23 protein-coding genes are annotated in these 22,066 nt (G+C 61.4%); 7 read left to right on the forward strand and 16 right to left on the reverse strand.

What is annotated here, in order from left to right:
• Positions 1-249 precede the first annotated feature (249 nt).
• Positions 250-963 (forward strand): FCD domain-containing protein, encoded by a 714-nt coding sequence (locus tag DN412_RS21290; protein ID WP_115213391.1) that lies wholly within the window; start codon positions 250-252, stop codon positions 961-963.
• Positions 964-1,016: 53 nt separating this feature from the next.
• Here DN412_RS21290 and DN412_RS21295 read toward each other — a convergent pair whose 3' ends face one another.
• Positions 1,017-1,892, reverse strand: a complete 876-nt coding sequence (locus tag DN412_RS21295) for an alpha/beta hydrolase (RefSeq protein WP_115213392.1) — start codon at positions 1,890-1,892, stop codon at positions 1,017-1,019.
• Entirely contained in the window at positions 1,834-2,001 is a 168-nt protein-coding gene (locus tag DN412_RS43455) for a hypothetical protein (protein WP_161564020.1), read from the reverse strand. Before DN412_RS43455 ends, DN412_RS21295 begins: the two co-directional genes overlap by 59 nt.
• Positions 2,002-2,095: 94 nt before the next feature.
• Between DN412_RS43455 and DN412_RS21300 the strand changes: the two genes are divergently transcribed.
• From DN412_RS21300 to DN412_RS21310, 3 genes are read left to right on the forward strand one after another with little or no spacing between them, the layout of a single operon-like run.
• Positions 2,096-3,097: an NAD-dependent epimerase/dehydratase family protein gene (locus DN412_RS21300; RefSeq protein WP_115213393.1), complete on the forward strand. Its 1,002-nt coding sequence runs from the start codon at positions 2,096-2,098 to the stop codon at positions 3,095-3,097.
• 3 nt (positions 3,098-3,100) lie between these two features.
• Positions 3,101-3,475 carry a RidA family protein gene (locus tag DN412_RS21305; protein WP_115213394.1) on the forward strand — a complete coding sequence of 125 codons (375 nt, stop codon included), beginning with the start codon at positions 3,101-3,103 and terminating at the stop codon, positions 3,473-3,475.
• 37 nt (positions 3,476-3,512) lie between these two features.
• Complete coding sequence (locus tag DN412_RS21310; RefSeq protein WP_115213395.1) at positions 3,513-4,856, forward strand: MFS transporter; 1,344 nt, start codon at positions 3,513-3,515, stop codon at positions 4,854-4,856.
• Between the two features lie 167 nt (positions 4,857-5,023).
• Here the strand turns inward: DN412_RS21310 and DN412_RS21315 are convergent, their stop codons facing one another.
• The 9 genes from DN412_RS21315 to DN412_RS21355 form a co-directional block, all read right to left on the reverse strand.
• A complete protein-coding gene (locus DN412_RS21315; RefSeq protein WP_115213396.1) occupies positions 5,024-5,416 on the reverse strand; it encodes a hypothetical protein in 393 nt (130 codons plus the stop codon).
• A gap of 30 nt (positions 5,417-5,446) precedes the next feature.
• A complete protein-coding gene (locus tag DN412_RS21320) occupies positions 5,447-6,193 on the reverse strand; it encodes an alpha/beta fold hydrolase (RefSeq protein WP_115213397.1) in 747 nt (248 codons plus the stop codon).
• Between the two features lie 135 nt (positions 6,194-6,328).
• A complete protein-coding gene (locus DN412_RS21325) occupies positions 6,329-7,663 on the reverse strand; it encodes an MFS transporter (protein WP_161564021.1) in 1,335 nt (444 codons plus the stop codon).
• 80 nt (positions 7,664-7,743) lie between these two features.
• Positions 7,744-8,931 (reverse strand): acetyl-CoA C-acyltransferase, encoded by a 1,188-nt coding sequence (locus DN412_RS21330; RefSeq protein WP_115213399.1) that lies wholly within the window; start codon positions 8,929-8,931, stop codon positions 7,744-7,746.
• Positions 8,932-9,005: 74 nt separating this feature from the next.
• Positions 9,006-10,349 carry a 3-hydroxyacyl-CoA dehydrogenase gene (locus DN412_RS21335; RefSeq protein ID WP_115213400.1) on the reverse strand — a complete coding sequence of 448 codons (1,344 nt, stop codon included), beginning with the start codon at positions 10,347-10,349 and terminating at the stop codon, positions 9,006-9,008.
• Positions 10,350-10,452: 103 nt separating this feature from the next.
• A complete protein-coding gene (locus tag DN412_RS21340) occupies positions 10,453-11,163 on the reverse strand; it encodes a cysteine hydrolase family protein (protein WP_115213401.1) in 711 nt (236 codons plus the stop codon).
• 8 nt (positions 11,164-11,171) lie between these two features.
• Entirely contained in the window at positions 11,172-11,720 is a 549-nt protein-coding gene (locus DN412_RS21345; RefSeq protein ID WP_161564022.1) for a PaaI family thioesterase, read from the reverse strand.
• 30 nt (positions 11,721-11,750) lie between these two features.
• Positions 11,751-13,247: an AMP-binding protein gene (locus tag DN412_RS21350; protein ID WP_115213403.1), complete on the reverse strand. Its 1,497-nt coding sequence runs from the start codon at positions 13,245-13,247 to the stop codon at positions 11,751-11,753.
• Positions 13,247-14,137 (reverse strand): SDR family oxidoreductase, encoded by an 891-nt coding sequence (locus tag DN412_RS21355; protein ID WP_115213404.1) that lies wholly within the window; start codon positions 14,135-14,137, stop codon positions 13,247-13,249. The genes DN412_RS21350 and DN412_RS21355 overlap by 1 nt, the downstream gene beginning before the upstream one ends.
• 150 nt (positions 14,138-14,287) lie before the next feature.
• Here DN412_RS21355 and DN412_RS21360 point away from each other — a divergent pair, with 150 nt between their 5' ends.
• Entirely contained in the window at positions 14,288-15,229 is a 942-nt protein-coding gene (locus DN412_RS21360; RefSeq protein WP_115213416.1) for a LysR family transcriptional regulator, read from the forward strand.
• On the opposite strand, the gene DN412_RS21365 is transcribed toward DN412_RS21360, so the two are convergent.
• The 4 genes from DN412_RS21365 to DN412_RS21380 form a co-directional block, all read right to left on the reverse strand.
• A complete protein-coding gene (locus DN412_RS21365) occupies positions 15,215-16,021 on the reverse strand; it encodes an SDR family NAD(P)-dependent oxidoreductase (protein WP_115213405.1) in 807 nt (268 codons plus the stop codon). The genes DN412_RS21360 and DN412_RS21365 overlap by 15 nt on opposite strands.
• A 90-nt stretch (positions 16,022-16,111) precedes the next feature.
• A complete protein-coding gene (locus DN412_RS21370) occupies positions 16,112-16,513 on the reverse strand; it encodes a cupin domain-containing protein (protein ID WP_115213406.1) in 402 nt (133 codons plus the stop codon).
• A gap of 64 nt (positions 16,514-16,577) precedes the next feature.
• On the reverse strand, positions 16,578-17,852 hold the full coding sequence (locus tag DN412_RS21375) for an epoxide hydrolase family protein (protein WP_115213407.1): 1,275 nt from the start codon (positions 17,850-17,852) through the stop codon (positions 16,578-16,580).
• A 158-nt stretch (positions 17,853-18,010) separates the two neighbouring features.
• The gene (locus DN412_RS21380) at positions 18,011-19,003 is read right to left on the reverse strand and encodes a quinone oxidoreductase family protein (protein ID WP_115213408.1); all 993 of its coding nucleotides are present in this window, start codon (positions 19,001-19,003) and stop codon (positions 18,011-18,013) included.
• 335 nt (positions 19,004-19,338) lie between these two features.
• Between DN412_RS21380 and DN412_RS21385 the strand changes: the two genes are divergently transcribed.
• Positions 19,339-19,815, forward strand: coding sequence for a winged helix-turn-helix transcriptional regulator (locus tag DN412_RS21385; protein ID WP_115213409.1), 477 nt, complete (start codon positions 19,339-19,341; stop codon positions 19,813-19,815).
• Between the two features lie 246 nt (positions 19,816-20,061).
• Here the strand turns inward: DN412_RS21385 and DN412_RS21390 are convergent, their stop codons facing one another.
• Positions 20,062-20,628, reverse strand: a complete 567-nt coding sequence (locus DN412_RS21390) for an antibiotic biosynthesis monooxygenase (RefSeq protein ID WP_115213410.1) — start codon at positions 20,626-20,628, stop codon at positions 20,062-20,064.
• A gap of 695 nt (positions 20,629-21,323) precedes the next feature.
• Between DN412_RS21390 and DN412_RS21400 the strand changes: the two genes are divergently transcribed.
• Complete coding sequence (locus DN412_RS21400) at positions 21,324-21,920, forward strand: hypothetical protein (RefSeq protein ID WP_133303068.1); 597 nt, start codon at positions 21,324-21,326, stop codon at positions 21,918-21,920.
• Positions 21,921-22,066 lie beyond the last annotated feature (146 nt).

Here is a 22,066-nt window from a genome sequence, read left to right on the forward strand (position 1 = left end):
CACACCCGGTTCATGTATGAAACGACGTTTCATGTTATTTGGTGTGAAAATTATAAATTTACGCTCTCAGAATATAAGATGGCGTTTACCCGAAGAGAGACGGTGAGAGGGCGATACGTGCATCCGGTAGTGCAAAATTTCGTTGTTGGCGTTAAATTTATGAATCTTTGGATACACGATAGATTGCAACGTGGACTGCACAGGCTGGAGCCGCACGCTCCCGCCGCACGACCACCTGGACGAACCAACATGCGGACTTCCGACCTGCCGGCCAAGCTTCAGAACCCCCAGGCGCCCAGCCAGACCATCTCCGAAAAGGCATATCAGTTGCTGCGAGCGGACATCATCGCGGGCAGTCTCGCGCCAGGGGAAAAGCTCCGCCTGCAGTCCTTGCAGGAGCGGTACGAACTCGGCCTCAGCCCTATCCGGGAGGCGCTGATGCTGCTCTGCGGCGATGGGCTGGTAAGCAACGAGGGGCAGCGGGGTTTCAGTGTGTCCAAGCTGTCGAAGAGCGATCTCCTCGATCTCATGCGCACCCGGACATCGATCGAACTGCTCCTCTTGGCAGACGCCATCGAGCATGGCGATGACGATTGGGGAGCCAACATCATGGCCGCGTACTACAAGCTGACCAAGGCTCGCCTGCCGACTGATGCGTCCGACATGGTGGCCGTAGAGCTCTGGGAAACGGCCCATCGGCGTTTCCACTTCGCGCTGATCGCGGCCGCCCGCTCGAAATGGCTGCTACGTATCGACGAACAACTGGTCGATCACTCCGAGCGGTACCGCCGCATTCGTCTCGCCTATCCCCGCTCGAGCAAGGAATTGGCTGACGACGTAATGAAGGAGCACCTGGATATCATGGAGGCCGTGCTGGCCCGTGACACTGACAAGGCGTCAGATCTGCTGCAGCAGCACCTCATGCGTACCGCCGAGGTGCTGAGCAAGCGTTTCGCCGACTAGGTCACGATCACGACTTCACGCTGCGCAGGACGTCCCGGGCGCGGCACCGCCACTCACTCGCGCGGTACGATGCCAGAATGCGCGAGGCTGGCGAGCCGCCCGTACCACGGATGGTCCGCGACGGCGAGACCGGTATGCGTCTGGAAATGATCGGCATCCGGATCGACAAACGAGGCGACCGGGCCGGGCTGCAGTGCAAGCACGCTGGCAAGGCGGTGGTTCGACACCCTGACGCGCAGGCTGTCATGCCCGCCCCAGCTCAGCACCATCGGGATACGGTTGCCGCGCGCCCAGCACAGCGGACTCATCTGCGCATCGTCCGTGTCGGGGCCGAGCACCATGTCATAGACGCGCGCTTCCAGCGACGCCGGCGCGGGCTCGGGGTGGTGCAGGTCGAATATGCCGCTGATCGGCATGCAGCCCACGAGCGCATCGACCGCGACACCCGCGCGCGCCAGATCGTCGGGACGTAGCGCCAGCAGCGCGGCGAGGTGCCCACCGGCCGAATGACCGGCGAGCACCACGCGGCGTGCCGGCCCCGCCCACGCGGGCAGCAATCCCGCCAGCCTCGACAGCAGGGCCATGCCGTCGTCGAACGCCGCCGGCAATGGCGCGGCCGGCGCCAGCCGGTAACCCGGCGTCACCAGCACACAGCCGGTCGAGATCACGTGCCGCGCCATGAACGCGGCGTATTCCTTGTAGCCGTTGGTCCACCCTCCCCCATGAAAGAACACCAGCACGGGCGCATCGGGCGCAACACGCTGTGCCGCGTACACATCGAAGCGCTGGAGCGGGTCGGAGCCATACGGCAGGTCTTTCGCCACGCGTAGTCCGACGCCAGCCTGCTGCGCCCAGGCGAGGACGCATTCTTCATAAGCCTGCGCCGCTGCGCTCGGCAGCGGCATCTGCGGATTCAATAGCGATTTCATCGATCATCAGGGAAAACTCTGAGAGGACGCGGCGACGCCCGGCCTGCCGCGCAGTTTCCGTATATTCAATCATATAATTTATAAATGCAACAATGTTTTGTGTTGACATTACCTTTTTATTTACATAACTTCCACCCCGTGGACGCCGCGGATCACCGCGTGACGTCCACGACCAGAGGAATAAAGAGGGATAGAGGAGCCGCATGACAACGTTGATAACAGGGGCGGGACTGATCGGGCGCCTGACGGCCCAGCAGTTGCGCGAGCAGGGCGAGACGGTCGTGCTCGCCGACATCCGCGCAGACGCCGGGCCCACGGATTCCCGCACGCGCCAGACCGGCCTGCACGTCACACAGTGCGATGTAACCGACTTCGCGCGCCTGGCCGCGCTCGTCGAGACGCATCGCGTGACATCGATCGTCCACACTGCCGCGCTGCTCTCGAGCGCGATCCGGCGCGATCCGCTTGCTGGCGTGCACGTCAACACGATCGGGACCGCCAACGTGCTCGAAATCGCTCGCCGCCACAGGCTCAGGCGTGTGGTGCTGGCCAGTTCGACGACCGTGGCCTATTCGGCATTCGGCACGCTGCCGGCCGAGCCGGTCGCCGAAGACTTCGCAAGCCGCAGCGTGAGCGAGGCGCCCGCGAGCATCTACGCGGCCACGAAGGTTGCAAGCGAGCACCTGGCATTGGCCTATGCGAGCCTGTACGGCGTCGACACAATCGTGCTGCGCTACGGCGCTGTGCTCGGCGCCGGGCCGGAGGCTGCCACCAGCGTACCTGGACGGCTACTCGGCCGACTCCTGGAGGCCGGGCGCACCGGCACGCCGGCCCGGCTCGACGATCCCGTCATGCTATGGAACGGGCGCGAGGAATTCGTCGACGCGCGCGACTGCACACGTGCCAACCTCGCTGCCTTGCGGACCGGCACGCCGGGCCAGCGCGTGTTCAACGTGGCCACGGGCGACTGGTTCACCGTGGACGAATTCGTCGACGTGGTGCGCGCGCGGCATCCGGCCCTGCGCGTCGAGGCGATGCGCCTGCCCGAAGGCGGCTTCGCGGCGTTTCCGCACCAACGGCCGGCGCCGTCCGATGAGCGTGCCGCCCGCGAGAGCCTCGGCTTCACCGCACAATATTCGCTCGCCGACTCCGTCGCGCATTTCGCCGCGAGCGCAGCACAGCGTGACCCGGCCGGAGGGAATTGAGTCATGGCGCGCGTAATTCCCGTTGGCCTGCCGAGCCTCGGCCAGCCATTCTCCTGGGCCACCGAGGCGGGCGGCATGGTGTTCACGGCGCACGGTCCGGTGCGACCCGACGGCTCCATCGAAACCGGCAGCATCGAAGCCCAGGCACGTCTTACCTTCGAGAACCTGCGTCTCGCGCTGGCAGCAGCCGGGCTCGGCACCGCCGACGTCGCGCAGGTGCTGATCTATCTGACCGAGGTGGACGACGTCCGCGCCGTCGACGACGTCTACCGCAACTACTTCGCGCCGCCGTATCCGAACCGCTCCACCGTCGTGGTCAAGGCACTGGTGGTGCCCGGCATGCGCCTCGAAATCGTCGCCTACGCGGCAGCTCACTAGCCCCGACGCTACAACTTTTCATAAGGACAAATACGTCATGACTCAACTGGAAACAGGCAGCCTGCCTCTGCGGGCCGTCAGCGCCGGCGACGTCGAGCGCGACACGATCCGCCACATCACCTGGCGGCTCGTGCCGCTGATCTTCGTCGCGTGGTTCGTCAACTACCTCGACCGCGCCAATATCGGCTTCGCCGCGCTGCAGATGAACGAGGAGCTTGGCATGGGCCCCGAGATGTTCGGCTTCGCGGCCGGCATCTTCTACCTCGGCTACATCGGTTTCGAGGTGCCGAGCAACATGTTGATGCATCGCTTCGGCGCGCGCGTCTGGCTCGCGCGCATCATGGTCACCTGGGGCATCGTCTCGGCAGCCACGGCCTTCGTGCAGACGCCGCAGCAGCTCTATATTGCACGTCTGCTTCTTGGGGTAGTCGAGGCGGGCTTCTTTCCATCGGTCCTCTACTATCTCTCGACCTGGTTCCCGAAGCAGCATCTCGGCCGCGCCATCAGCCGTGTGTATTCGGCCAACATCGTCTCGCTGATCATCGGCGCGCCGCTGTCGGCCATGCTGATCACCCACTTCCACGAAGCTGCCGGCTTCACTGGCTGGCGCTGGATGATGCTGCTTGAAGGTCTGCCGGCCGTGCTGCTTGGCGTGATCGCATGGTTCGTTCTCGTGGACCGGCCCGCCGAGGCAAAATGGCTCGCACCGGAGCAGCGCGAGTGGCTTATTGCAACGCTGGCACGCGAGCATGCCGCCGCCGCGGAACAGGGCGCAGGAAGTTTCCGCCAGGCCATGCTCGCGCCGATGGTCTGGGCGATGGGCTTTCTTTACTACTGCATTGGCATCGGCTTCTTTGGCGTGTCGACGTGGCTGCCGCAGGTCGTCCGGCAGATGAGCCGTCTGACGATCGTCGAAATCGGCTTCGTCAGCGCGATTCCATTCATTGTCGGCGCGGTGGCCATGCTCGCGAATGCACGCCATTCCGACAAGAGCATGGAGCGCCGCTGGCACTTGGCAGGATCCCTCTTCGTGGGGGCAGCAGGGCTGCTGGCAAGCGGCTTCACATCGCATGTGCCGCTATTGTCCTTTGCGTGCATCTGCCTGGCGGCCGCCGGCATCGTCGGATCCCTGAGCGTGTTCTGGACCATTCCGCCAACGTTTCTTTCCGGGGCAGGCGCGGCGAGCGGCATTGCGCTCATCAACGCGATCAGTGGTTTTGCGGGATTCTTCGCGCCGTGGCTGGTGGGTATTGCCCGCAGCCGTTCGAGCGACTTCACGCTGGCGCTCTACTGCCTCGCGGCGAGTGCTGCGCTGGCGGCAATACTGGCGGCGGTGCTGCCATACGGTCGGACAGGCTTGGCAAACTCCAAACGGCCTTAATACGCATGCGAAATCCGAACGGGGTGGAGCAGCCCCCTGAATCGCCGGACACAGTCCCCCACTTGCAATAGCGGGTAGGCATACGAGAGGATGACTTCGTTTTGGCTGGCACAGCGGAGCTTGAATTGCACGAATTGAATCGCGCCTCGCCTGATATAAAAGCTCGGTCATGGCCCGAAGCTGGATCGTGTCTGTATGCCCCACAGTCCATCCTGCAACGTCAGCACGTAAAGCGATTCGTAGGTTCCAATGATCGAATCGTCACTTCTGTACCTCGTGTAACTGAGTGCGTAATGCGCCTTGTAGCTGTTGAACTGAATCAGATCCCTCCGAATCCATCGGCTGTACTTCCAGTCATCCTCTTCTCTTAGCCTGACAAACAGGTCCATCGGATTCTGGCCAGGCGCCTCATAGACTTTGAACTTTCCGTCAGCCAATCGAAGATGCGGGAAATGCATCGTTGCATCCATGCCTCTTGCATCGTGTTCGTTCAGCGCGTCCATGAACCTGTCGAGCGTTGCCATGCACGCGGCGTGAATCTCTTCCCTGTTAGCAATCATCACTTCTCCTGTTTAATTTCCAGACAGCGATCACGGTTCCCGCAGGAATTTCTGAACAACTAAAGTGAATCCGTCGCCTCCCTCCAGATTCGCGATGTGAGCCGTATCCAGTTCCCGATAGTAGCTACGCGGAATACTTTCGCAGAGCGCACCGGCTTGCTCCACCGTCGTTGCCAGATCCTGAGTTCCCGCTATGACAAGCGTGGGTTGGGTAATCCCGGAGAGCTTGTCTCCAAAATCGAATGAACCTATGGCCTTGCAGCAGGCTGCGTACCCCTTGGGGTCGACCTCGGCCAGCATGGATCTCGCGAGGTCGACGACATCCGAACGACGAACTGCGAATTCGCGTGTAAACCAGCGTCCAAGTGTCGCGTCGGTCAAGGCGGCAATCCCGTCGGTTCGCGCGATCGTTGCACGCATATCCCAGAAATCCGCAGGACCGAAATCGGCAGCAGTATTGCTTAGCACAAGCTTCTTCAGGCGACCCCGGTGCATAAGCGCCAGTTCCATGCCGATCGCGCCACCCATCGACAGTCCGCAGTACAGGTAATCCTCTACGCCAAGCGCGTCCAGCACTGAAGCCACGCGCGCGGCATAGGACTCCATTGAATCCTCGCCTTCCCAATCCGGACTTCCGTGCCCTGGATACTCAAAGGCTATGACCTGATGGTCCTGCGCCCACTTCCCCGCCTGTTCGCTCCACAACCTTGAATCCGTTCCAAGCGAATTTCCAAGTACCAGGGTTGTCCGGCTTGCAGGCCCAATCACGCGACACATGACATCATTGGTCCTGCCAGATGCGCCGAAATACGGATGATCTACCAATTTGGTAACTCCACATTTTCCTAGTGAACCGTTAGCGTCGGCACTCGCCTGGCGAGGCTACGGCTCCTCGTCGAATAACTGTCAATCTCAAACAAGAGGCTGACCCGCAGTCTCCCTTGCACCCCACACAGCCGCGGCGGACAACAGCGAAAACACAATGAGCATCAGCGCCGGAGCGTGAACCCGGCCGATGGCCGGGATAAGCCATGTGGCGAGGTAGGGCGCTGGACCGGCAGCAAGGATCGAGCTCAGATTGCACCCGAGGCTCACGCCGCTTGAACGAACACGGGCCGAGAATTGTTCACAGTACGTTGCGTAGGCAACGCTGATCCACATCGCTTCCAACTGGCCCAGCGCTATCTGGGCGATCGCGGCGGCCGTAACTGACCACGGCATCACCAGATACACCGGATACGCTGCCAGCACCGTTCCAAGGGAAGCGGCGAGAAGTATTGGACGCCTACCGACCCGGTCAGACAACCGCGCCCAGAACGGAATAGCAAACATGCCGCCGATCAGCGTCAATGCGGTCGACCATGCAGCAGCCGTGCCCGACATCAAGTTTTCACGCTGGAAGTATGTCGGCATGTAGGCAACGGTCATGTAGAACAGCATCAGGTTTCCGCCCGACACACCGCAGACGATCAACAGCTCGCGCAGGTTATCCCGCAGTATCGCCACGACTGGCATCCGCTCCACGGTCCCCCTCTCCTCCATGCGTGTGAACGCCCGGGATTCCTCCATTTGCGATCGCAGTACAAGCGTGATGATTCCCAGCGGCAGCGAAATGAGGAACGGCAGGCGCCACGCCCAATCCGCCAAGGCCTTTGCATCAAAAATCGAATGCACGAAAACGCTGCTCACCGCACCGAACAAGGTGCCGGCCAACAGTGCCAGGCTCACCAGCCCGGTCAGATAGCCGCGCTCACGCTCGGGCGCTACCTCGATGACGTACGCTTGTGCCCCGCCCATTTCACCGCCCGCAGAAATGCCCTGAATACAACGCAGCCCCAGCAATAAGAGCGGCGCAGCCACGCCGATTTCCGCATAGGACGGCACGCACCCGATCAGCGCGCTTGCCAGTGCCATGCCCCCGACGGACAGGCCAAGTGCCGGGCGCCGGCCAATCCTGTCGCCGATGTGACCCAGCAGGATGCCTCCGAGCGGACGCATCACGAATGATGCGGCAAAGATGCCGAAGGTATAGAGAAGCGCGGTCGTGCGGTTCCCTGCCGGGAAGAAGGTGTCGGCGATCACCGTGGCGAAGAATGCATAGAGACTGAAGTCGAAATACTCCACGAACGTTCCGAAGCCACTGGCGATGACAGCCCGGCGGATCCGTAGCCGTTCAGCCGTCACCCGCTCAATTTCACCGTCCACCGCTCCCGCAATGGACGCATCCGTTTCTACTGTATTGCCCATCTTTGTCTCCAATCTCTTGTTTCTTGGATGAAGCCGGTCGGAGTCATCCTCTGCAGTCACGCCAGGTGTTCGCATTCCTTTCAGTGGAATATTTCGAAGAGCCCAGCTGCTCCCATACCGCCTGCGACACACATCGTGACGACTGCGAACCTCACGCCGCGTCGTCGGCCTTCGATCAGGACATGTCCGGCCAGTCGCGCACCCGTCATTCCATACGGATGCCCGACGGAAATCGAGCCTCCGTTGACGTTCAGCAATTCGTCCGGAATCCCCAATCTGTCGCGGCAATAGATCGCCTGCGACGCGAACGCTTCATTCAGCTCCCACATCCCGATGTCGTTTGTTGTCAAGCCATGGCGGGCCAGCAACTTCGGCACGGCCAGTACCGGCCCGATCCCCATCTCGTCGGGCTGACACCCTGCCACCGCGAAGCCACGGAAGGCCCCCAAGGGTTTCAGGCCTTGGCGCGCAGCCACGCCGGCCTCGACCAGCACACACGCCGAGGCGCCATCGGACAGTTGCGATGCGTTGCCGGCCGTCACGAACTCGTCTTCGCCGCGGATCGGTTGAAGCGATGTCAGGCCATCAAGCGTTGTGTCGGGACGGTTGCATGTATCGGTCTCTACAGTCACCTTCCTGTAGCCAAGCTCGCCCGTGACCTTGTCTTTCTGCGCCATGGTCACGGTGCATGGCACGATCTCGTGCCGGAAGCGCGCGGCTTCCTGCGCGGCGGCAGTTCTTTGCTGGCTGGTCAGGGCGAACTGATCCTGCGCGTCGCGCGATACTCCGTAACGCCTCGCCACCACGTCCGCCGTCTCTATCATGGACATATAGAGTTGCGGCACGTTTTCGACAATCCACGGATCCTTCGTTGCCTGGCCGTTCGCCGTAGACGGAATGTTCGAGATGCTCTCCACACCACCGGCAATCATCGCGTCTGCCCCATGCGCGATGATCCTTGCCGCCGCGTCCGCGATCGCGCTGAGCCCTGACGCACAGAACCTGTTGATGGTCACCCCCGCCACGTCAACTGGAAGTCCTGCCCGGACCGCTGTCTGGCGCGCCACGTTCCGTCCTGTCGTACCCTCCGGATACCCACAGCCGAGCACGATGTCCTCGATCAGCGCCGGATCGATTCGCGATCGCTCCACCGCAGCACGGACAGCGAACGCCGCAAGCTCAGGCCCGGTTGTCATGTTGAATTCGCCACGGTGGGCTTTTGTCATCGGGGTGCGCGCGGTGGCGACAATTACGGCTTCACGCTTCATCTTGAAAGGATTCAATAGGGTTGATTGCAGGGGCTCATCTCACCGCCTGACGTTCTGCATTCTGCTGACCAATCTCACTCATTAAGGTCCGCAATGCTGGTTCCTGTCGCAACCAGGCTCCGCAGGAGCGGTGACGGCTCCCAGAAGTATTCGTCTTCCGCGGACAGGTCTTCCAGGTCGGCCAGGATCTGCGGCAGTCCGATATGATCAGCATCGAACATGGGCCCCCCACGCCATCGTGGGAAGCCATATCCGTTGGCGAACACGATGTCGATATCGAGCGGCCGAGCGGCGATGCCTTCGTCGAGCACCTTGCAGCCTTCGTTGACAATGGCCGCGCGGATGCGCCGCTGGATCTCCGAATCGTCAAAGGTACGCGGCACAATGCCGGCACGCGTCCGCTCCGCGTCGATGATTGCCAAAACCTCCGGGTCCATCTCGCCCTGCCGGGTATCGGCCCGATAGAGATAGAAGCCCCGTCCGCTCTTCTGGCCAAACCAGCCTCGCTCGCAGAGGCGATCCGCAAACTGGACATAGCGTTGCCTTGGATTGCGCAAGGGTGCACGACGCCGGCGGGTCGCCCAGCCAATGTCGCCGCCCGCGAGGTCGCTTACTTCGTACATTCCCATGGCAAAGCCATAGCTGCGCATGGCGCGATCGACCTGATACGGCGAGGCGCCATCCTCGACGAGGTATTCGCCCGCGAGTTTGTAGTTGGCAAGAATCCTGTTGCCAATAAACCCGTCGCAGACTCCCGCACGCACGGGAATCTTCCCGAGCCGGCCAGCGAGCCACATGCCTGTCGCTACGACATCCTCTGCGACCTGGTCTGGAACAACCACTTCCAGCAGCTTCATCACGTGGGCCGGCGAAAAGAAGTGCAGGCCGATCACGTCCTGGGGTCGCGAAACCCTGGCAGCGAGCGCATTGACGTCAAGGAACGACGTATTCGTCGCAAGGATGCACCCTGGCCTGCACACGCGGTCCAGCGCCTCGAATACTTCCAGCTTGGCGGCCATGTCCTCGAAGATGGCCTCGATCACCAGGTCGCAATCCGAGAGCGCGTGGTAGTCCTCGGCGCCATGCAAATTTTCCAGCGCCTTCGCCAATCCGACAGCGTCCAGCCGCTCGCGTGCGTACATGCCTTCCAGCAGATGTCTGGCGCGCCCGAGGGCGCGCTGCAGTGCGGCCGAATCGCGCTCAACTACCGTCACCGGCAGCCCGGATGTCAGCAGACACACGCAAATTCCCACACCCATCGTGCCGCCACCGACGACTCCGACGCACTGCAAGGACCGGGGCTTGACGCCTGGCCCGGAAGGAATACTCACTGCGCGCGCCTCGGCTCGCGCAATATGTGCCAGTGCACGTTCACGGGCAGGTGCGGCAATTTCATCAGGAGTTGGCGCTTTTTGCATTGTCAGTCTGGATATGAGAGCCGCAAAGCCGACAACGAGTCGTCGGACCCGTGATGGTCGGGAAGCGGCGGAAATAAATTGCTGTGCGCTACAGTCGTTGAGCTCACGTAATAATGGAGAGCACCTTGTCCGTGGTCATGATGTCGGCAAAGACTGGGGCCAGGTTGTTGAGGGCGCGGTTGTGTGCGGCGTCGGAATATGTGGCCGTGGCATCTGCGACGAAGATCGTTTTGTAGTTGAGCTGGCAGGCATCACGCGCTGTGCTTTCACAGCAAACGTTACTGAGCGTGCCGCTGACGATCACGGTGTCGATGCCTCTCGTATCGAGGACGCTCCTCAACTCACAAGTGCCTTGTGTAAAGGCGGAAAAGCGGCTCTTGTCGACTACCACGTCCTCCGGCTGCACGTCGAGTTCCGGCCACAGCGCGTGCGCTTGCGAGCCAGGCGCAAAGGCGAGGAAATCCTTGCTTCTGCCGGCTGACAGCAGCTGCCCATACCAGTTGGACCATGGATTCGGCTCTTCGGGCAGGTAAGTCCAGCGCGTGTAGGCAACCATGCCGCCGGACGTACGCAGCGAACGGCTGATCGCGTTGACGTTGGGCACAATGTCCCGCGCAACCGGGACTTCGAGCAAGGCACCCTCTTCCATGAAGCCGCACTGCAAGTCAATGACGATGTGGCAAGTTTTGGCCGGATCGATGGACTCGAACGCCCACTGCCTGCCACGATTGACTGAACTGCGTTCAATCACTTCCAAAGCGATCTGTATGGAATGCATGATGATGATCCGGTGAGGTTGGCGGATAGCCAGCATGGCCTCGCTCACGCTCCGGAAGGCAGCGTAATGCACGAGCAACTGGAAACCGCATACAGGCTGCCATCCGGTCCGAACAGGCGACCCTCGGCAACGATGGCCCGTCGGCCGGCGTGGACCACCGTGCCTTCGGCCCTGAGCACTGTTATCTTTTTTGACACCGCCCTGATGAACCGCACCGTGAGGTCCATCGTCGTGTAGGCGCGCCCTGCAGGCAGGACCGTACGGGCCGCGCATCCCATTGCGGAATCCAGCAGCGTTGCGGCCCAGCCACCGTGCACCGTTGCATGGGGATTCATGAAGGCATCGTGGGGATGGCCCTGGAATAACGCGCGGCCGTGGTCTGCTTCAATGAGGACGTAGCCCAATGTTTCGCACATCGCCGCCTGGGGAATCTCGCCGGTCAGCATGCGCCTGACGATCGTCAGTCCGTCCAGACTTTCCGCGGCGGATGCCGCATCGGATCTGCCATCGAGCGATCCGGCCGTCGCCAGGCGGCTGCGCGCCTGCTCCTCTTCGCGAAGCCACTGGGCTGTCGTGTCTGGCGCCTCGATCATATGTCCACTCCTCGTTCCAGGCATGTCTCTTCAGATGGCTCTTTCGTGCGATGCCCAATAGGGTTCACGCAGCCTGCGTTTGGCAATCTTTCCGTTCTCGTCCCTGGGCAGGGCGAGAACGGTTTCGAACAGTCGCGGGATCTTGAAGCCGGCGATCCTGTCTCTCAACCATTCGATGAGCGCGTGCGTGTCGATGTCCCGGCCCGACTCCGGCTGCAAGACCGCCATGAGCTTTTCTCCGAACTCCGGATCGGGTATTCCGAACACGGCGCAATCGGCGATGCCGGGATAGGCGGCAAGCACGTGCTCGACCTCTACCGGATAGATGTTCACGCCTCCCGAGACCACCATGTCGCTCGCCCGGTCGCTTACGTAGAGATACCCGTCTTGATCGAGATGCCCCATGTCTCCCAACGTCACAAGGCCCTGTCGCTCGATGCTTCTGCGTGCTTCATCGTTGCCACGGTAGGTGAAATCCGGATAGGCGCGTTGCCGGACGTAGATCAAGCCTGTCGCTCCCGGCGGCACTGCGTTGCCCTCATTGTCAAGAATGCGGAGTTCGGCCGTTTCCAGCGGACGCCCCGCGCTTCCCGGGCGCCGCAGTGCTTCCTCCGAACTGATAACGGTGATCGCACCGACCTCGCTGGAGGCGTAAGCCTCGTGAATGATCGGACCCATCCACTCGATCATCTGACGCTTCATTTCCGGCGCACATGGTGCACCGGTGGATGCGACAAACTCCAGCGAGCTGATGTCATAGCGAGACCGCACTTCCTCGGGCAGTGCAAGCAGGCGCGAATACATGATCGGCACGAGGTATAGCGTCGTGATACGGTGCACCGCAATCATCTGCAGGAGAGCCTGCGCGTCGAAGCGTGGCATCAGTACCAGGCGCTCGGACACATCAAGCGAGGTCTGCGCGATGACCGACGGGGCACTGTGATAGAGCGGAGCCGGCATCAGTACACGCCCGCCGGGGGTGATGCCGAATGCATCGGCCATCAGCTTGCGGAACATCGCTCGCCTTGCGTTGCGGTCTTCGCTGCGTACGGGAAGTCGGACGACGCCTTTCGGTCTTCCCGTGGTTCCGGCCGTGTATGCGATATGAGTGCCAGGCGCATCCGTGGTGCCGGCAAATGCGCTCTGGCCCAAGAGCCAGCGCTCGTATTCGCTCGCTCGCTGCCCGGCAGGTGCGTCTATCACCAGCGTCGCCAGTTCGAGGCGGATGGATTCCGGAACACGATCCGCCAGATCGTGCTGGACGAGAAGAAGCTTCGCGCCACTGTCCTTCAGGATGAACTCGATTTCCCGTGCGGTCAGGTGCGAGTTGATTGGGCAGTAGTGGCATCCCATCAGACGGCACGCCAGGATCACGTCCGCGTAGACGGGATGGTTCCGCGTCAGGATCGCGATCGAGTCCCCGGCACCGATGTTCCTCTCAAGCAGCCCGGCGGCCAGCTTGCGGGCGCGAAGCTCGAGTTCCCTGGCGACGACGACGCGGTCGGCCCAGTAGAAGTCCGCCGTCATCAGACCACCTCGCGCAGGTTGCGCAGGCTCTTGTCCTTCGCGTTCGAGGCCCGGATGCGCGCTTTCGCTTCCGCCCACTCGCTTTCGGTCCAGTCGAAGTACTGCTTGTAGTAGGCACCGTGCGCAAGCCAGTCGCCGCCGTCCAGGGCGATGGTCTGCCCATTGATCCAGTGGTTCTCTTGACTGAGCAGAAATGCTGCCAGCGTGCCCAGATCGTGAGGCGTACCGCTCCTGCCGGTAGGGTTGGGCCGCGACGGAGAATCGTGAGACTGCGATGCCGGGCGCAGCCGCGCGGACGCACCCTCGGTAGGGATGACACCGGGCGCGATGGCATTCAGCCGGATGCCATGCCGCCCCCACTCGACCGCCAGTGACTTCGTCATGGCATCGACGCCCGCCTTGGACATAGCCGAAGGCACGACGAATGGCGATCCCGTCCAGATCCAGGTCACCACGATCGATACGATTGCGCCCGGATGCCCGGTGGCGATCCACCGCTTTCCGACCGCCTGCGTCGCGAAGAACGTGCCCTTGAAGACGATGTCCGCAATGGCGTTGAACCCGTTGGGGGAAAGATCTTCGGTCCGGCTGATGAAGTTTCCTGCAGCGTTGTTCACTAGGCCATCGAGCGGGCCGTGCTCCTGCCAGATTCGCTCGACCATCTCGTCCACCGCAGCAGCGTCCCGAATGTCCACTACATGTTGGCCGACACGCCGCCCGAAACGCCGCTCAAGGGACTCGGCCACTTCCGCGAGAACGCTCCCGCGCCTGCCGCAGATATGAATCTCGGCCCCGAGTCCGGCGAGTCGCTCGACCATCCCGAGCCCCAAACCGGTGCCGCCCCCGGTGACAAGAATCCTGCGCCCGGCAAAGTGGTTTTCTTCAAACATGTCATTGATTTACGAAGTAGCGATGAGGCATTGTGGAATGGGGTCATTTCGTTGACAATCCCTGATATGTTCAACATCATGTTTCCACCGACGACGCAATGGGCAGACGCTCATGGCGACCATTCATGGAGACCGATCGAGAAGACGAATATGGATCTGGACTTGGTGCACTTGCTCGTCGATATCGTGGATTCCGGCTCCCTTTCGGGCGCAGCGTCTCGCCGAGGCGTGACGAGGTCGCAGATCAGCAAGTCGCTCGCCAAACTGGAAAGCCAGGCGGGCGCGCAGCTCTTGCGGCGCTCGACACGCCAATTGGAGCTCACCGGCCAGGGCGCACTGCTTTACGAGCACGGCGTGCGCATCCTTCGCGAACTCGAGGCGGCAAAAGAGGGCATTGATGATCTCAGCGGATCCATTCGCGGGCATATCCGCGTCAGCGTCCCATGGGGACTCGGAGACGTCCTCCTTGGTCAGGTCTTGCTGGACTTCCTTGCGCGCCATCCGCGCGTGACCATCGATGTGTCATTCTCGAACCGAGTACAGGATCTCATCGCGGCAGAGGTCGACGTTGCCTTGCGCATTACCTCGACACCGCCCCTGGACTCCGTTGCCCGCGACCTTGGACCCGTCGACTGGCATCTCTATGCGTCGCCAAAGCTCCTCGCTAGCGCGAAGAGCATTCACCACCCCAACGATCTGGCGAACCTTGCCTTCCTGTCCATCCCGACGCCCAATCGACGTTGCGTGCTGAACCTACAGCGAGGTTCGGAGGAAGTCCGCATCGAACTGAATCCACATCTGCAGTCGCAGCACTTTATGTTTCTCGTGCAAGCGGCGGTCCAGGGGATCGGCTTCGGCGCGTTTGCTTCCTACATGGCCGAAGGCGAAGTCGCTGCGGGCAGGCTTGTACGCTTATTGCCCGACTGGACTATCGACGGCTTCGGCGGGCATCTCTATGCGATTACGACGGCGAACCAGCTACTTCCCAGAGCGACGCGTGCATTGCTGGACCATCTTCGCGATCAGTTTCAGAGCCTGGATCTCAGCATGCTCCGAGACCAGACTCCGCGCGATATTTCAGAAGGCTGTTGAAGATCGTTTCAGAAAGCCATATCGGGTGGCAGGATGCGCCTGCGAGAAGTTCGGTACCATGGCAAGCCGGACCGCCTCATACAGCTGCCACTGCGCAACCTCCTGGAGCGGCGGGATCGTTACCGTTTCGCGCTGATCAAATCCGGCCAGCGCCGCATCTACGAGTTCCTCCACTTCCATAACGCCTTGGATTTCATTCACGTCCCGCTCTGCGTGTTGCCAGATTTCCGTGCGCGTCGCGGATGGCAGGACAGCCTGCACATAGACGCCCTTAGGGCCGAGTTCTAGATGCAGTCCCTGGGAAAGGAAAATCACGAAAGCCTTCGTGGCGCCGTACACGGCCATGCCTAGCTCCGGCGCAAGCCCGGCCACCGACGCGATATTGACAATTGCACCTTTCCCAGCGCGCGCGAGGCGCGGCGCCACCGCGCTCGCGAGGCGGGTGAGCGCCGTGACGTTTAGCCCGATCAGCCGCGTCACGTCGTTACTGCTCTGGTCGATGAAAGTGCCCGGCAAGGCTGTGCCTGCATTGCTTACCAAGACGCCGATGTCCGAGTCATCGCGCAGACGCGTTTCAACCTTCGCGATGTCCTCAGACTCATTCAGGTCGGCCTTGAGAATCTCGATATCGACGCCTGTTTCGGCGCGTAGCCGTGCAGCGAGTGTTTGCATCCGGACTATATCGCGCGAAACCATTACGATCGGGTGGCCGCGACGAGCAAAACGATCCGCGTATACCGAGCCGATTCCGGTAGACGCGCCCGTGATCAAAACCATCGGCTTTTGCTGCATGATGTTGCCTCTTCGATAGGATGGTCGAGGAAAATCGGGCCGCTCTTATGAGACAGCCGTCTCGGGAATTAGAATCATGTCGAACTGCGCTCACCTACCCGGCACAACGAGCGGTGCCGCTTTCCTGACGATATACGTCGCAAGCTCTGCCGCTTTGCCGTCGCCGACATTTTTTGCGGTGTGAACAGTTCCGGCCGGGATGAACAAGGCATCGCCGACCTTGAGCGTGATTGGCGGTTTGCCGTCGAGCTGATACTCCAACCTGCCTTCGAGGACATAGGCAATCTCTTCGCCCGGATGCGAGTGCATGGGTGCGACCGCTCCCCGGTCGAAATCCACACGAACCTGGACGACATCGCGATCGGGCACACTGAGATCGCGTTGCAATAAATCAGTGCGCCGGATTCCCTCTTGTTGCGCCTGTGCTATGTGCAACATCAATCCGCTTCCGACGGCCAGTAACACAGCCGCGATGACTCGAGTCGATTTCATATAAACATCCTTGTAGTTTCGCGATGACAATCACCGAAAGAACAATGCGTAATAGAAGTCTCCCTCAGAATTTGCGCAACGGTCGGAACGCCGCGCGAAGTTCCTCGGCAAAGAGTTGCGGCTGCTCCCAGGCAGCGAAGTGGCCGCCCTTGTCGGCCTCGTGGAAGTAAATCAGGCTAGGATAGGCGCGCCGGACCCAAGTCTCTGGCGGACGATAGACATCCTCCGGAAAGACCGTGACGGCGACCGGCAGCGAGATGTCTGCAGTCTTCTGTGCAGCCGCAATCAGGGGGCTTCGCCCCATGTTTTCCCAGTAGAGACGTCCTGCGGATGCTGCACTGTTCGTCAGCCAGTACAGCGTAAAGTCGTCCAGGACCTCATCTTTTGTCGGTGCCGTCAGTGGCGCGGCGCCGTATGTCCACTGGGCAAAGCCCGGATGCCCCAGCATGAAGGCGGCGAGGAACGCCGGCGAGTCCGTCACGCCATAGCCGATCGTCTGCGGCCGCGCGCCCAGCATCGTGCTATAGGCCGAGTTGCCTTGTTTAGCGAACGCGAACACAGCGTTGTACGTCGCGCGCTCCTTGCCGGTAAGCCCCGCCGGCGCGGGTCCGCCCACAGCGAGCGCCGCTGCCGCCTCCGGGGGCACCGTTGCCGGGAGGTTAAGGTGGATGCCTGCCAAGCCCGCCGGCGCCTGGCGCGCCATCGCGCTGGTAATGAGAGCGCCCCAGTCGCCGCCCTGCGCGACATAGCGGTTGTACCCGAGGCGCTGCATCAACTCCGCCCACACCCGCGCGACGTGTTCGGGGTCCCAACCCGTACCGGTTGGCTTGCCGGAGAAGCCGTAGCCAGGGATGGACGGGATCACGACGTCAAACGCATCTATGGCCTTGCCGCCATGTGCGCCGGGGTCGCTGAGCGGGTCAATGACCTTGAGGAACTCGAACACAGATCCCGGCCAGCCGTGGGTGATGATTACGGGCAGAGCGTTTGGATTGCGGGAACGCACCCAGATGAAATGAAGATCCACCCCGTCGATGGTGGTCACGTATTGCGGCAGGGCATTGAGGCGGGCTTCGGCCTTGCGCCAGTCGTACCCCGTCCCCCAGTAGTGAAGCAGGTCCCGCAACCTGGCTTGCTGGACACCTTGAGACTGGTCGGTAACTGTTTCCGGGTCCGGCCAGCGTGTCGCAGCGATGCGACTGCGCAGATCAGCGAGCGCGCCGTCCGGAACCTGGACATGGAAGGGTCGAACCGCCGAGCCGCCGAGCCGCTGTCCGCCCGGGCCGGGTCGGACGCCATCACCGAGGCGGAGAGCAGGATGGCCGCAAGGGCTGCGTATATTTGCTTCAGGAGTATGTCTTCAACGTAGGGATTCGGTGGGTTCGTCCGTGCGCAGCATGGCGTGAACGAAAGCGAAGCCGGCGCGTTCGAACTCTCAGCGGGATCTCCGCCTGGCGAGATGGTCGAGGGCTTCCTCAAGTACGGGTCCGCGAAGTCCTATACCTGCAGGATTACCCGCCCATAGGGCCGATCTTCGATGAGATACCGGACGGCCTCGGCCGCCTCTGTCAGCGGGAAGACCTGGTCGATCGTTGGCTGCAGCGCGCCCTCCTTCAGATACCCGAGAATCGCTTTGTTGGCAGCCGCAATCGTTTCCGGCGCAAACAGCCTAAAGGTAAAACCACGGATCGTCGCACCCTTCCAAATAATGTCGGTGATGCTCACTTCCGCCTCGCGCCCCCCGGCGTAGCCGACAACAACAACTGTTCCGCCGAAAGCGAGCGAGGCAAGGGCCTGGCCTGTCAGCTTTCCGCTCACGCCGTCAACCACGATATCGACGCCCTTCCCACCGGTGATACGCAGCACACCGTCTTTCAGGTTCTCCCTGGACAAATCAATCACATGCTCGTAGCCGTCTGCGCGAGCTCGTTCAGCCTTTTCAGTCGTGCTCGCGGTCGAGATCACCAGCGACGCACCCAGGCGACGCGCGATCTGAACGGTTTCCATGCCGACGGCGCTGCCAATGGCAGGGGCCAACACGGTTTGGCCAGGCTTGAATTTCGCGATCTCCGTCAGCGCCAGGTATCCAGATAGATAGCCCGCGCCCGCGAGAAACGCCGCGGCACGGTTATCGTCCAAGTCTTCCGGTACGTGGGCAAGGCCGGCTGCTGGCGTAGTGACGTACTCGCGCCACGTGCCATCGGCCACCAGACCCAGACCCTGCCCCCTGACGAAGACGCGATCACCGGCGTTGAAATCAGAACTCCGTGACTCGACCACGACTCCTACTCCCGTCTGGCCGCCAATGCGGGGCAGGTTGTCCGGGGTGGAAAAGTAGATGTGCCCGGCGCGGAACGTATTGTCGAGAGGGTTGATCCCGACAGCGCGCATTTCCACAAGCACCTCGCCGTCCTTCGGTTGCGGGCGTTCCACGTCGACTACACGGTTTTCCTGATAGCTACCGTAAGCTTGATATTGGATGGCTTTCATAGCGATTCTCCGTCAGGGGTTTGGCAATTGGGTCCGAAGCTCGAAGTGCGCGATGAAGAAGCACGGAATGGCGCAATCGATCACCGCGATACGTAACTCCGGATCGGACTTCATGGCATGTAAGAGTTGATCCGCAACTTGCGGCTCGGATCTGCCGAGCGGGGATCCGATAGGTCATGCAGTAGTGAACGGGGGATTCACGGGTGATCTTGGGGCTGCTTGTAGGGGCGCATTCACGAGGTGCCTCCACAATGTGGTTTAATAATGAAACCGAGTTGATTCAGTATGCGTCGACACGGTTTAATAACGCAACCACTTTTTGAGAGAGACTTCAGATGCGGCGGAAAAGCTTCGATCAAGCCACTTGTCCGGTCGCGCGCAGCCTGGACGCGGTCGGCGACTGGTGGTCTCTGCTGATCGTCCGTGACGCCTTGTCGGGCATCCGACGGTTCGGAGACTTTCAGAAGAGCCTTGGGCTAGCCAAAAACATCCTCGCGCAGCGCCTGCGCCGACTGGTCGAACTGGGCATTATGGAAACCCTGCCCGCGCAGGATGGTGGCGCGTATCGCGAGTACGCACTTACGCCAAAAGGTGAGGGGCTGCTCACGGTAATCATCGCCCTGCGCCAGTGGGGCACGCAGTCATGCTTCTCGCCCGACGAAGCGCGTGAGAGCCTAATCGAGACAAAGACAGGGCTTCCCGTGGCGCGACTTGAGGTACGCTCCCAGGATGGTCGCCCGCTGACCGCTGCCGACTTGCGGCTTAAGCACCCGATTGCTGGCGAGGCCTCCAGCAATCCCGTGGATGAGTGAACTGCCCTCCCGGGACTTGGGTCTGGTCTAACAAGTCACGTTTCGGGCGCGGGCGCAGTGGTGGCGGCAGCCGCAAGCGATCTCGTGGGGGCCGCCAGCACGACGCAGGCGGCCAGCCCAAATCCCCCCAACGCTAGCCGACGATGGGGACGCAACTCTGCCCAATGCCCGCGGCACGCGTGACGACACGCGCAAACGCACGGTGCGTGGCCTGAGCGCCACTGCAGCGCGCCAAGTACGCACTGGTCACTTGAACAGCCAGTGTGCAACGAGCCGTGTATAGCGCGGCATCACCACATAAACCATCAGGAACACGATTGCCGCCGTCACGCCTGCCTTGTCGATGAACGAGTCATGGGCGAAGCCCAGGCGCGTGAGCACCGGCACGACGCCCCATGGTACGACGATGCTGAGCGGCAGGATGGCGCTCCACGTGATAAGCCACTGCTTCCACGCGGTTGGGACCTTGACCGGTGCGTTCTTTGGTGTGAACCAGAAATCGAGGCCAGTCCTGATCTCGTATCGGTCGCCTTGCCGCAGAGACGGCCGCATGCTCTCGATATGTTGGCGACGCACATCGGATTCCATCCAGGCGTTGAGACTTTTGAAGTCGGCGAAGCGGACGATGGTCGCGTACTCGCGGCTCATGCCGACCGGACGGACCACATCGGTGCTCAGGTAGCCGGAAAACTTGGAGCATGCGGCCCGGATGTCCGCGAGCCACGTTTCGTACTGCTCGGCGTCGTCGGGCGCGACCTCGTGGACAATGATGCTCGTCACGATTTCCTGCGGATTGAAGGTTGTCGTGTTCATCGCGCTCCCGGTGAATGGCAGTAACCGCCGAGCAATGCGTCTGCGATTCGCTTTGACATGGTTGGCGGCGGCACTGTGGCTGAACCTTTACATATTACGCGGAATGCGGTCGTGCGGCAGCCATTCAGTGATGAGAGATGCCCCGTCCGCACTATCCTTCCCCGCCCTCAAGGGTCCCGGAAGGGCGAGGTTTGCCCCTCAACTGATCAACTGGTTGGCTTCGCTCCTGACTACGACCGGGAGGTCGGGAGCGATGGTGCCGTGAAGCGGATATTTGAGGCCGTCTATGGGAAGGTTCTCGTCCCTGAGGGAGACATGCTGCGCCCCGACCCAGCGAACCTCACGCCCCGGACGAAAGCGCTTTTTGAGCAGATGTTTCCGACCTCCACACCCTAGACAACCGCAAGGCCTGCGCCGCGGTCGCCGCCAGGCAGGGATAGGCGGTCCGGAACGACATCGGCGGCGATCTGGGAAATGAATGTGGTTATTGAAGGAGAAAGCGATGGGAAGTCGTATCGTCATCGAGGGCCGAGAGTCAGCGAAAGCGTAGCTGTCGCTCGAAACTGAACGGCCCCTACCGGCGATCCAGCGGGTTGGAACGATCGCTTACACTTGCTCACATCCGCATTGATCTTGTCCCGCTAAGATTTGGCGCGCACTGCATTCTGCGCGACACAATCCCAAGGATCAAAAGCGTGAAACGTCTTCTTCTAGCGGTCTTGATGGCGGCAATCGCCGCTCCTGCCATCGCAGCAGATGTCGGCGTAGGGATTAGCATGGGGCAGCCCGGCTTCTATGGGCGCATCGACATCGGTAATGCGCCGCCACCCGAGCTCATCTACGCTCGGCCGGTCCTGGTAGAACCCGCGCCCGCGGGTGTCGCGCCGCAACCGATCTATCTGTACGTTCCTGCTTATCAGGCGAAAGAGTGGCGCGACTATTGCCACAAATACAGCGCGTGTGGCCGGCCAGTCTACTTCGTGCAACAAACCTGGTATGAGAACGTTTACGTGCCGCGCTACCACCGCACACGCCTCCAGTCTCAGGCGCTCTATGCGCACGATATCCATAGCGATGTCGTGCGGGCCAGCGTTATCAGGGCGCACGATGTGCACGCCGAGAATGTGCGCGCCAGGGTTGTCTACCGAATGGAAGGAAAAGGCGGAGAGCCACATGGCGAGGATATTCACGCACCAGCAGTGCAGGCGGCGGAGATAAATGCTCACGATATTCATGCAAGGACAATCGAAGCGGACACGCTTTACGTCCATGAGCTTCACGGCAATCGCTGACGAGCGACTGGAGCTCTTAAAGGCACCCCTTTCAAGGTGATGAAGAATAGGGCAAGCTCCGTGTCCTCGAACCGAAGACGGAGTCAGTGGCGTGGTACTGGACGCAGTGGTGGAACGCTTTATCGAACACAGCCCGATCAGCGTGA

Source organism: Cupriavidus lacunae, assembly GCF_003353055.1.
In the GTDB taxonomy this organism is placed as follows: domain Bacteria; phylum Pseudomonadota; class Gammaproteobacteria; order Burkholderiales; family Burkholderiaceae; genus Cupriavidus; species Cupriavidus lacunae.

What these genes read in the sequence shown, in the direction of transcription:
- DN412_RS21380 (WP_115213408.1), bottom strand. Translation starts at nt 19,003, where the DNA reads ATGAAAGCCATCCAATATCAAGCTTACGGTAGCTATCAGGAAAACCGT.
- DN412_RS21385 (WP_115213409.1), top strand. Translation starts at nt 19,339, where the DNA reads ATGCGGCGGAAAAGCTTCGATCAAGCCACTTGTCCGGTCGCGCGCAGC.
- DN412_RS21390 (WP_115213410.1), bottom strand. Translation starts at nt 20,628, where the DNA reads ATGAACACGACAACCTTCAATCCGCAGGAAATCGTGACGAGCATCATT.
- DN412_RS21310 (WP_115213395.1), top strand. Translation starts at nt 3,513, where the DNA reads ATGACTCAACTGGAAACAGGCAGCCTGCCTCTGCGGGCCGTCAGCGCC.
- DN412_RS21370 (WP_115213406.1), bottom strand. Translation starts at nt 16,513, where the DNA reads ATGAAATCGACTCGAGTCATCGCGGCTGTGTTACTGGCCGTCGGAAGC.
- DN412_RS21360 (WP_115213416.1), top strand. Translation starts at nt 14,288, where the DNA reads ATGGATCTGGACTTGGTGCACTTGCTCGTCGATATCGTGGATTCCGGC.
- DN412_RS21295 (WP_115213392.1), bottom strand. Translation starts at nt 1,892, where the DNA reads ATGAAATCGCTATTGAATCCGCAGATGCCGCTGCCGAGCGCAGCGGCG.
- DN412_RS21320 (WP_115213397.1), bottom strand. Translation starts at nt 6,193, where the DNA reads ATGTGTCGCGTGATTGGGCCTGCAAGCCGGACAACCCTGGTACTTGGA.
- DN412_RS21325 (WP_161564021.1), bottom strand. Translation starts at nt 7,663, where the DNA reads ATGGGCAATACAGTAGAAACGGATGCGTCCATTGCGGGAGCGGTGGAC.
- DN412_RS43455 (WP_161564020.1), bottom strand. Translation starts at nt 2,001, where the DNA reads ATGTCAACACAAAACATTGTTGCATTTATAAATTATATGATTGAATAT.
- DN412_RS21340 (WP_115213401.1), bottom strand. Translation starts at nt 11,163, where the DNA reads ATGCTGGCTATCCGCCAACCTCACCGGATCATCATCATGCATTCCATA.
- DN412_RS21300 (WP_115213393.1), top strand. Translation starts at nt 2,096, where the DNA reads ATGACAACGTTGATAACAGGGGCGGGACTGATCGGGCGCCTGACGGCC.
- DN412_RS21345 (WP_161564022.1), bottom strand. Translation starts at nt 11,720, where the DNA reads ATGATCGAGGCGCCAGACACGACAGCCCAGTGGCTTCGCGAAGAGGAG.
- DN412_RS21365 (WP_115213405.1), bottom strand. Translation starts at nt 16,021, where the DNA reads ATGCAGCAAAAGCCGATGGTTTTGATCACGGGCGCGTCTACCGGAATC.
- DN412_RS21335 (WP_115213400.1), bottom strand. Translation starts at nt 10,349, where the DNA reads ATGCAAAAAGCGCCAACTCCTGATGAAATTGCCGCACCTGCCCGTGAA.
- DN412_RS21305 (WP_115213394.1), top strand. Translation starts at nt 3,101, where the DNA reads ATGGCGCGCGTAATTCCCGTTGGCCTGCCGAGCCTCGGCCAGCCATTC.
- DN412_RS21350 (WP_115213403.1), bottom strand. Translation starts at nt 13,247, where the DNA reads ATGACGGCGGACTTCTACTGGGCCGACCGCGTCGTCGTCGCCAGGGAA.
- DN412_RS21315 (WP_115213396.1), bottom strand. Translation starts at nt 5,416, where the DNA reads ATGATTGCTAACAGGGAAGAGATTCACGCCGCGTGCATGGCAACGCTC.
- DN412_RS21355 (WP_115213404.1), bottom strand. Translation starts at nt 14,137, where the DNA reads ATGTTTGAAGAAAACCACTTTGCCGGGCGCAGGATTCTTGTCACCGGG.
- DN412_RS21290 (WP_115213391.1), top strand. Translation starts at nt 250, where the DNA reads ATGCGGACTTCCGACCTGCCGGCCAAGCTTCAGAACCCCCAGGCGCCC.
- DN412_RS21330 (WP_115213399.1), bottom strand. Translation starts at nt 8,931, where the DNA reads ATGAAGCGTGAAGCCGTAATTGTCGCCACCGCGCGCACCCCGATGACA.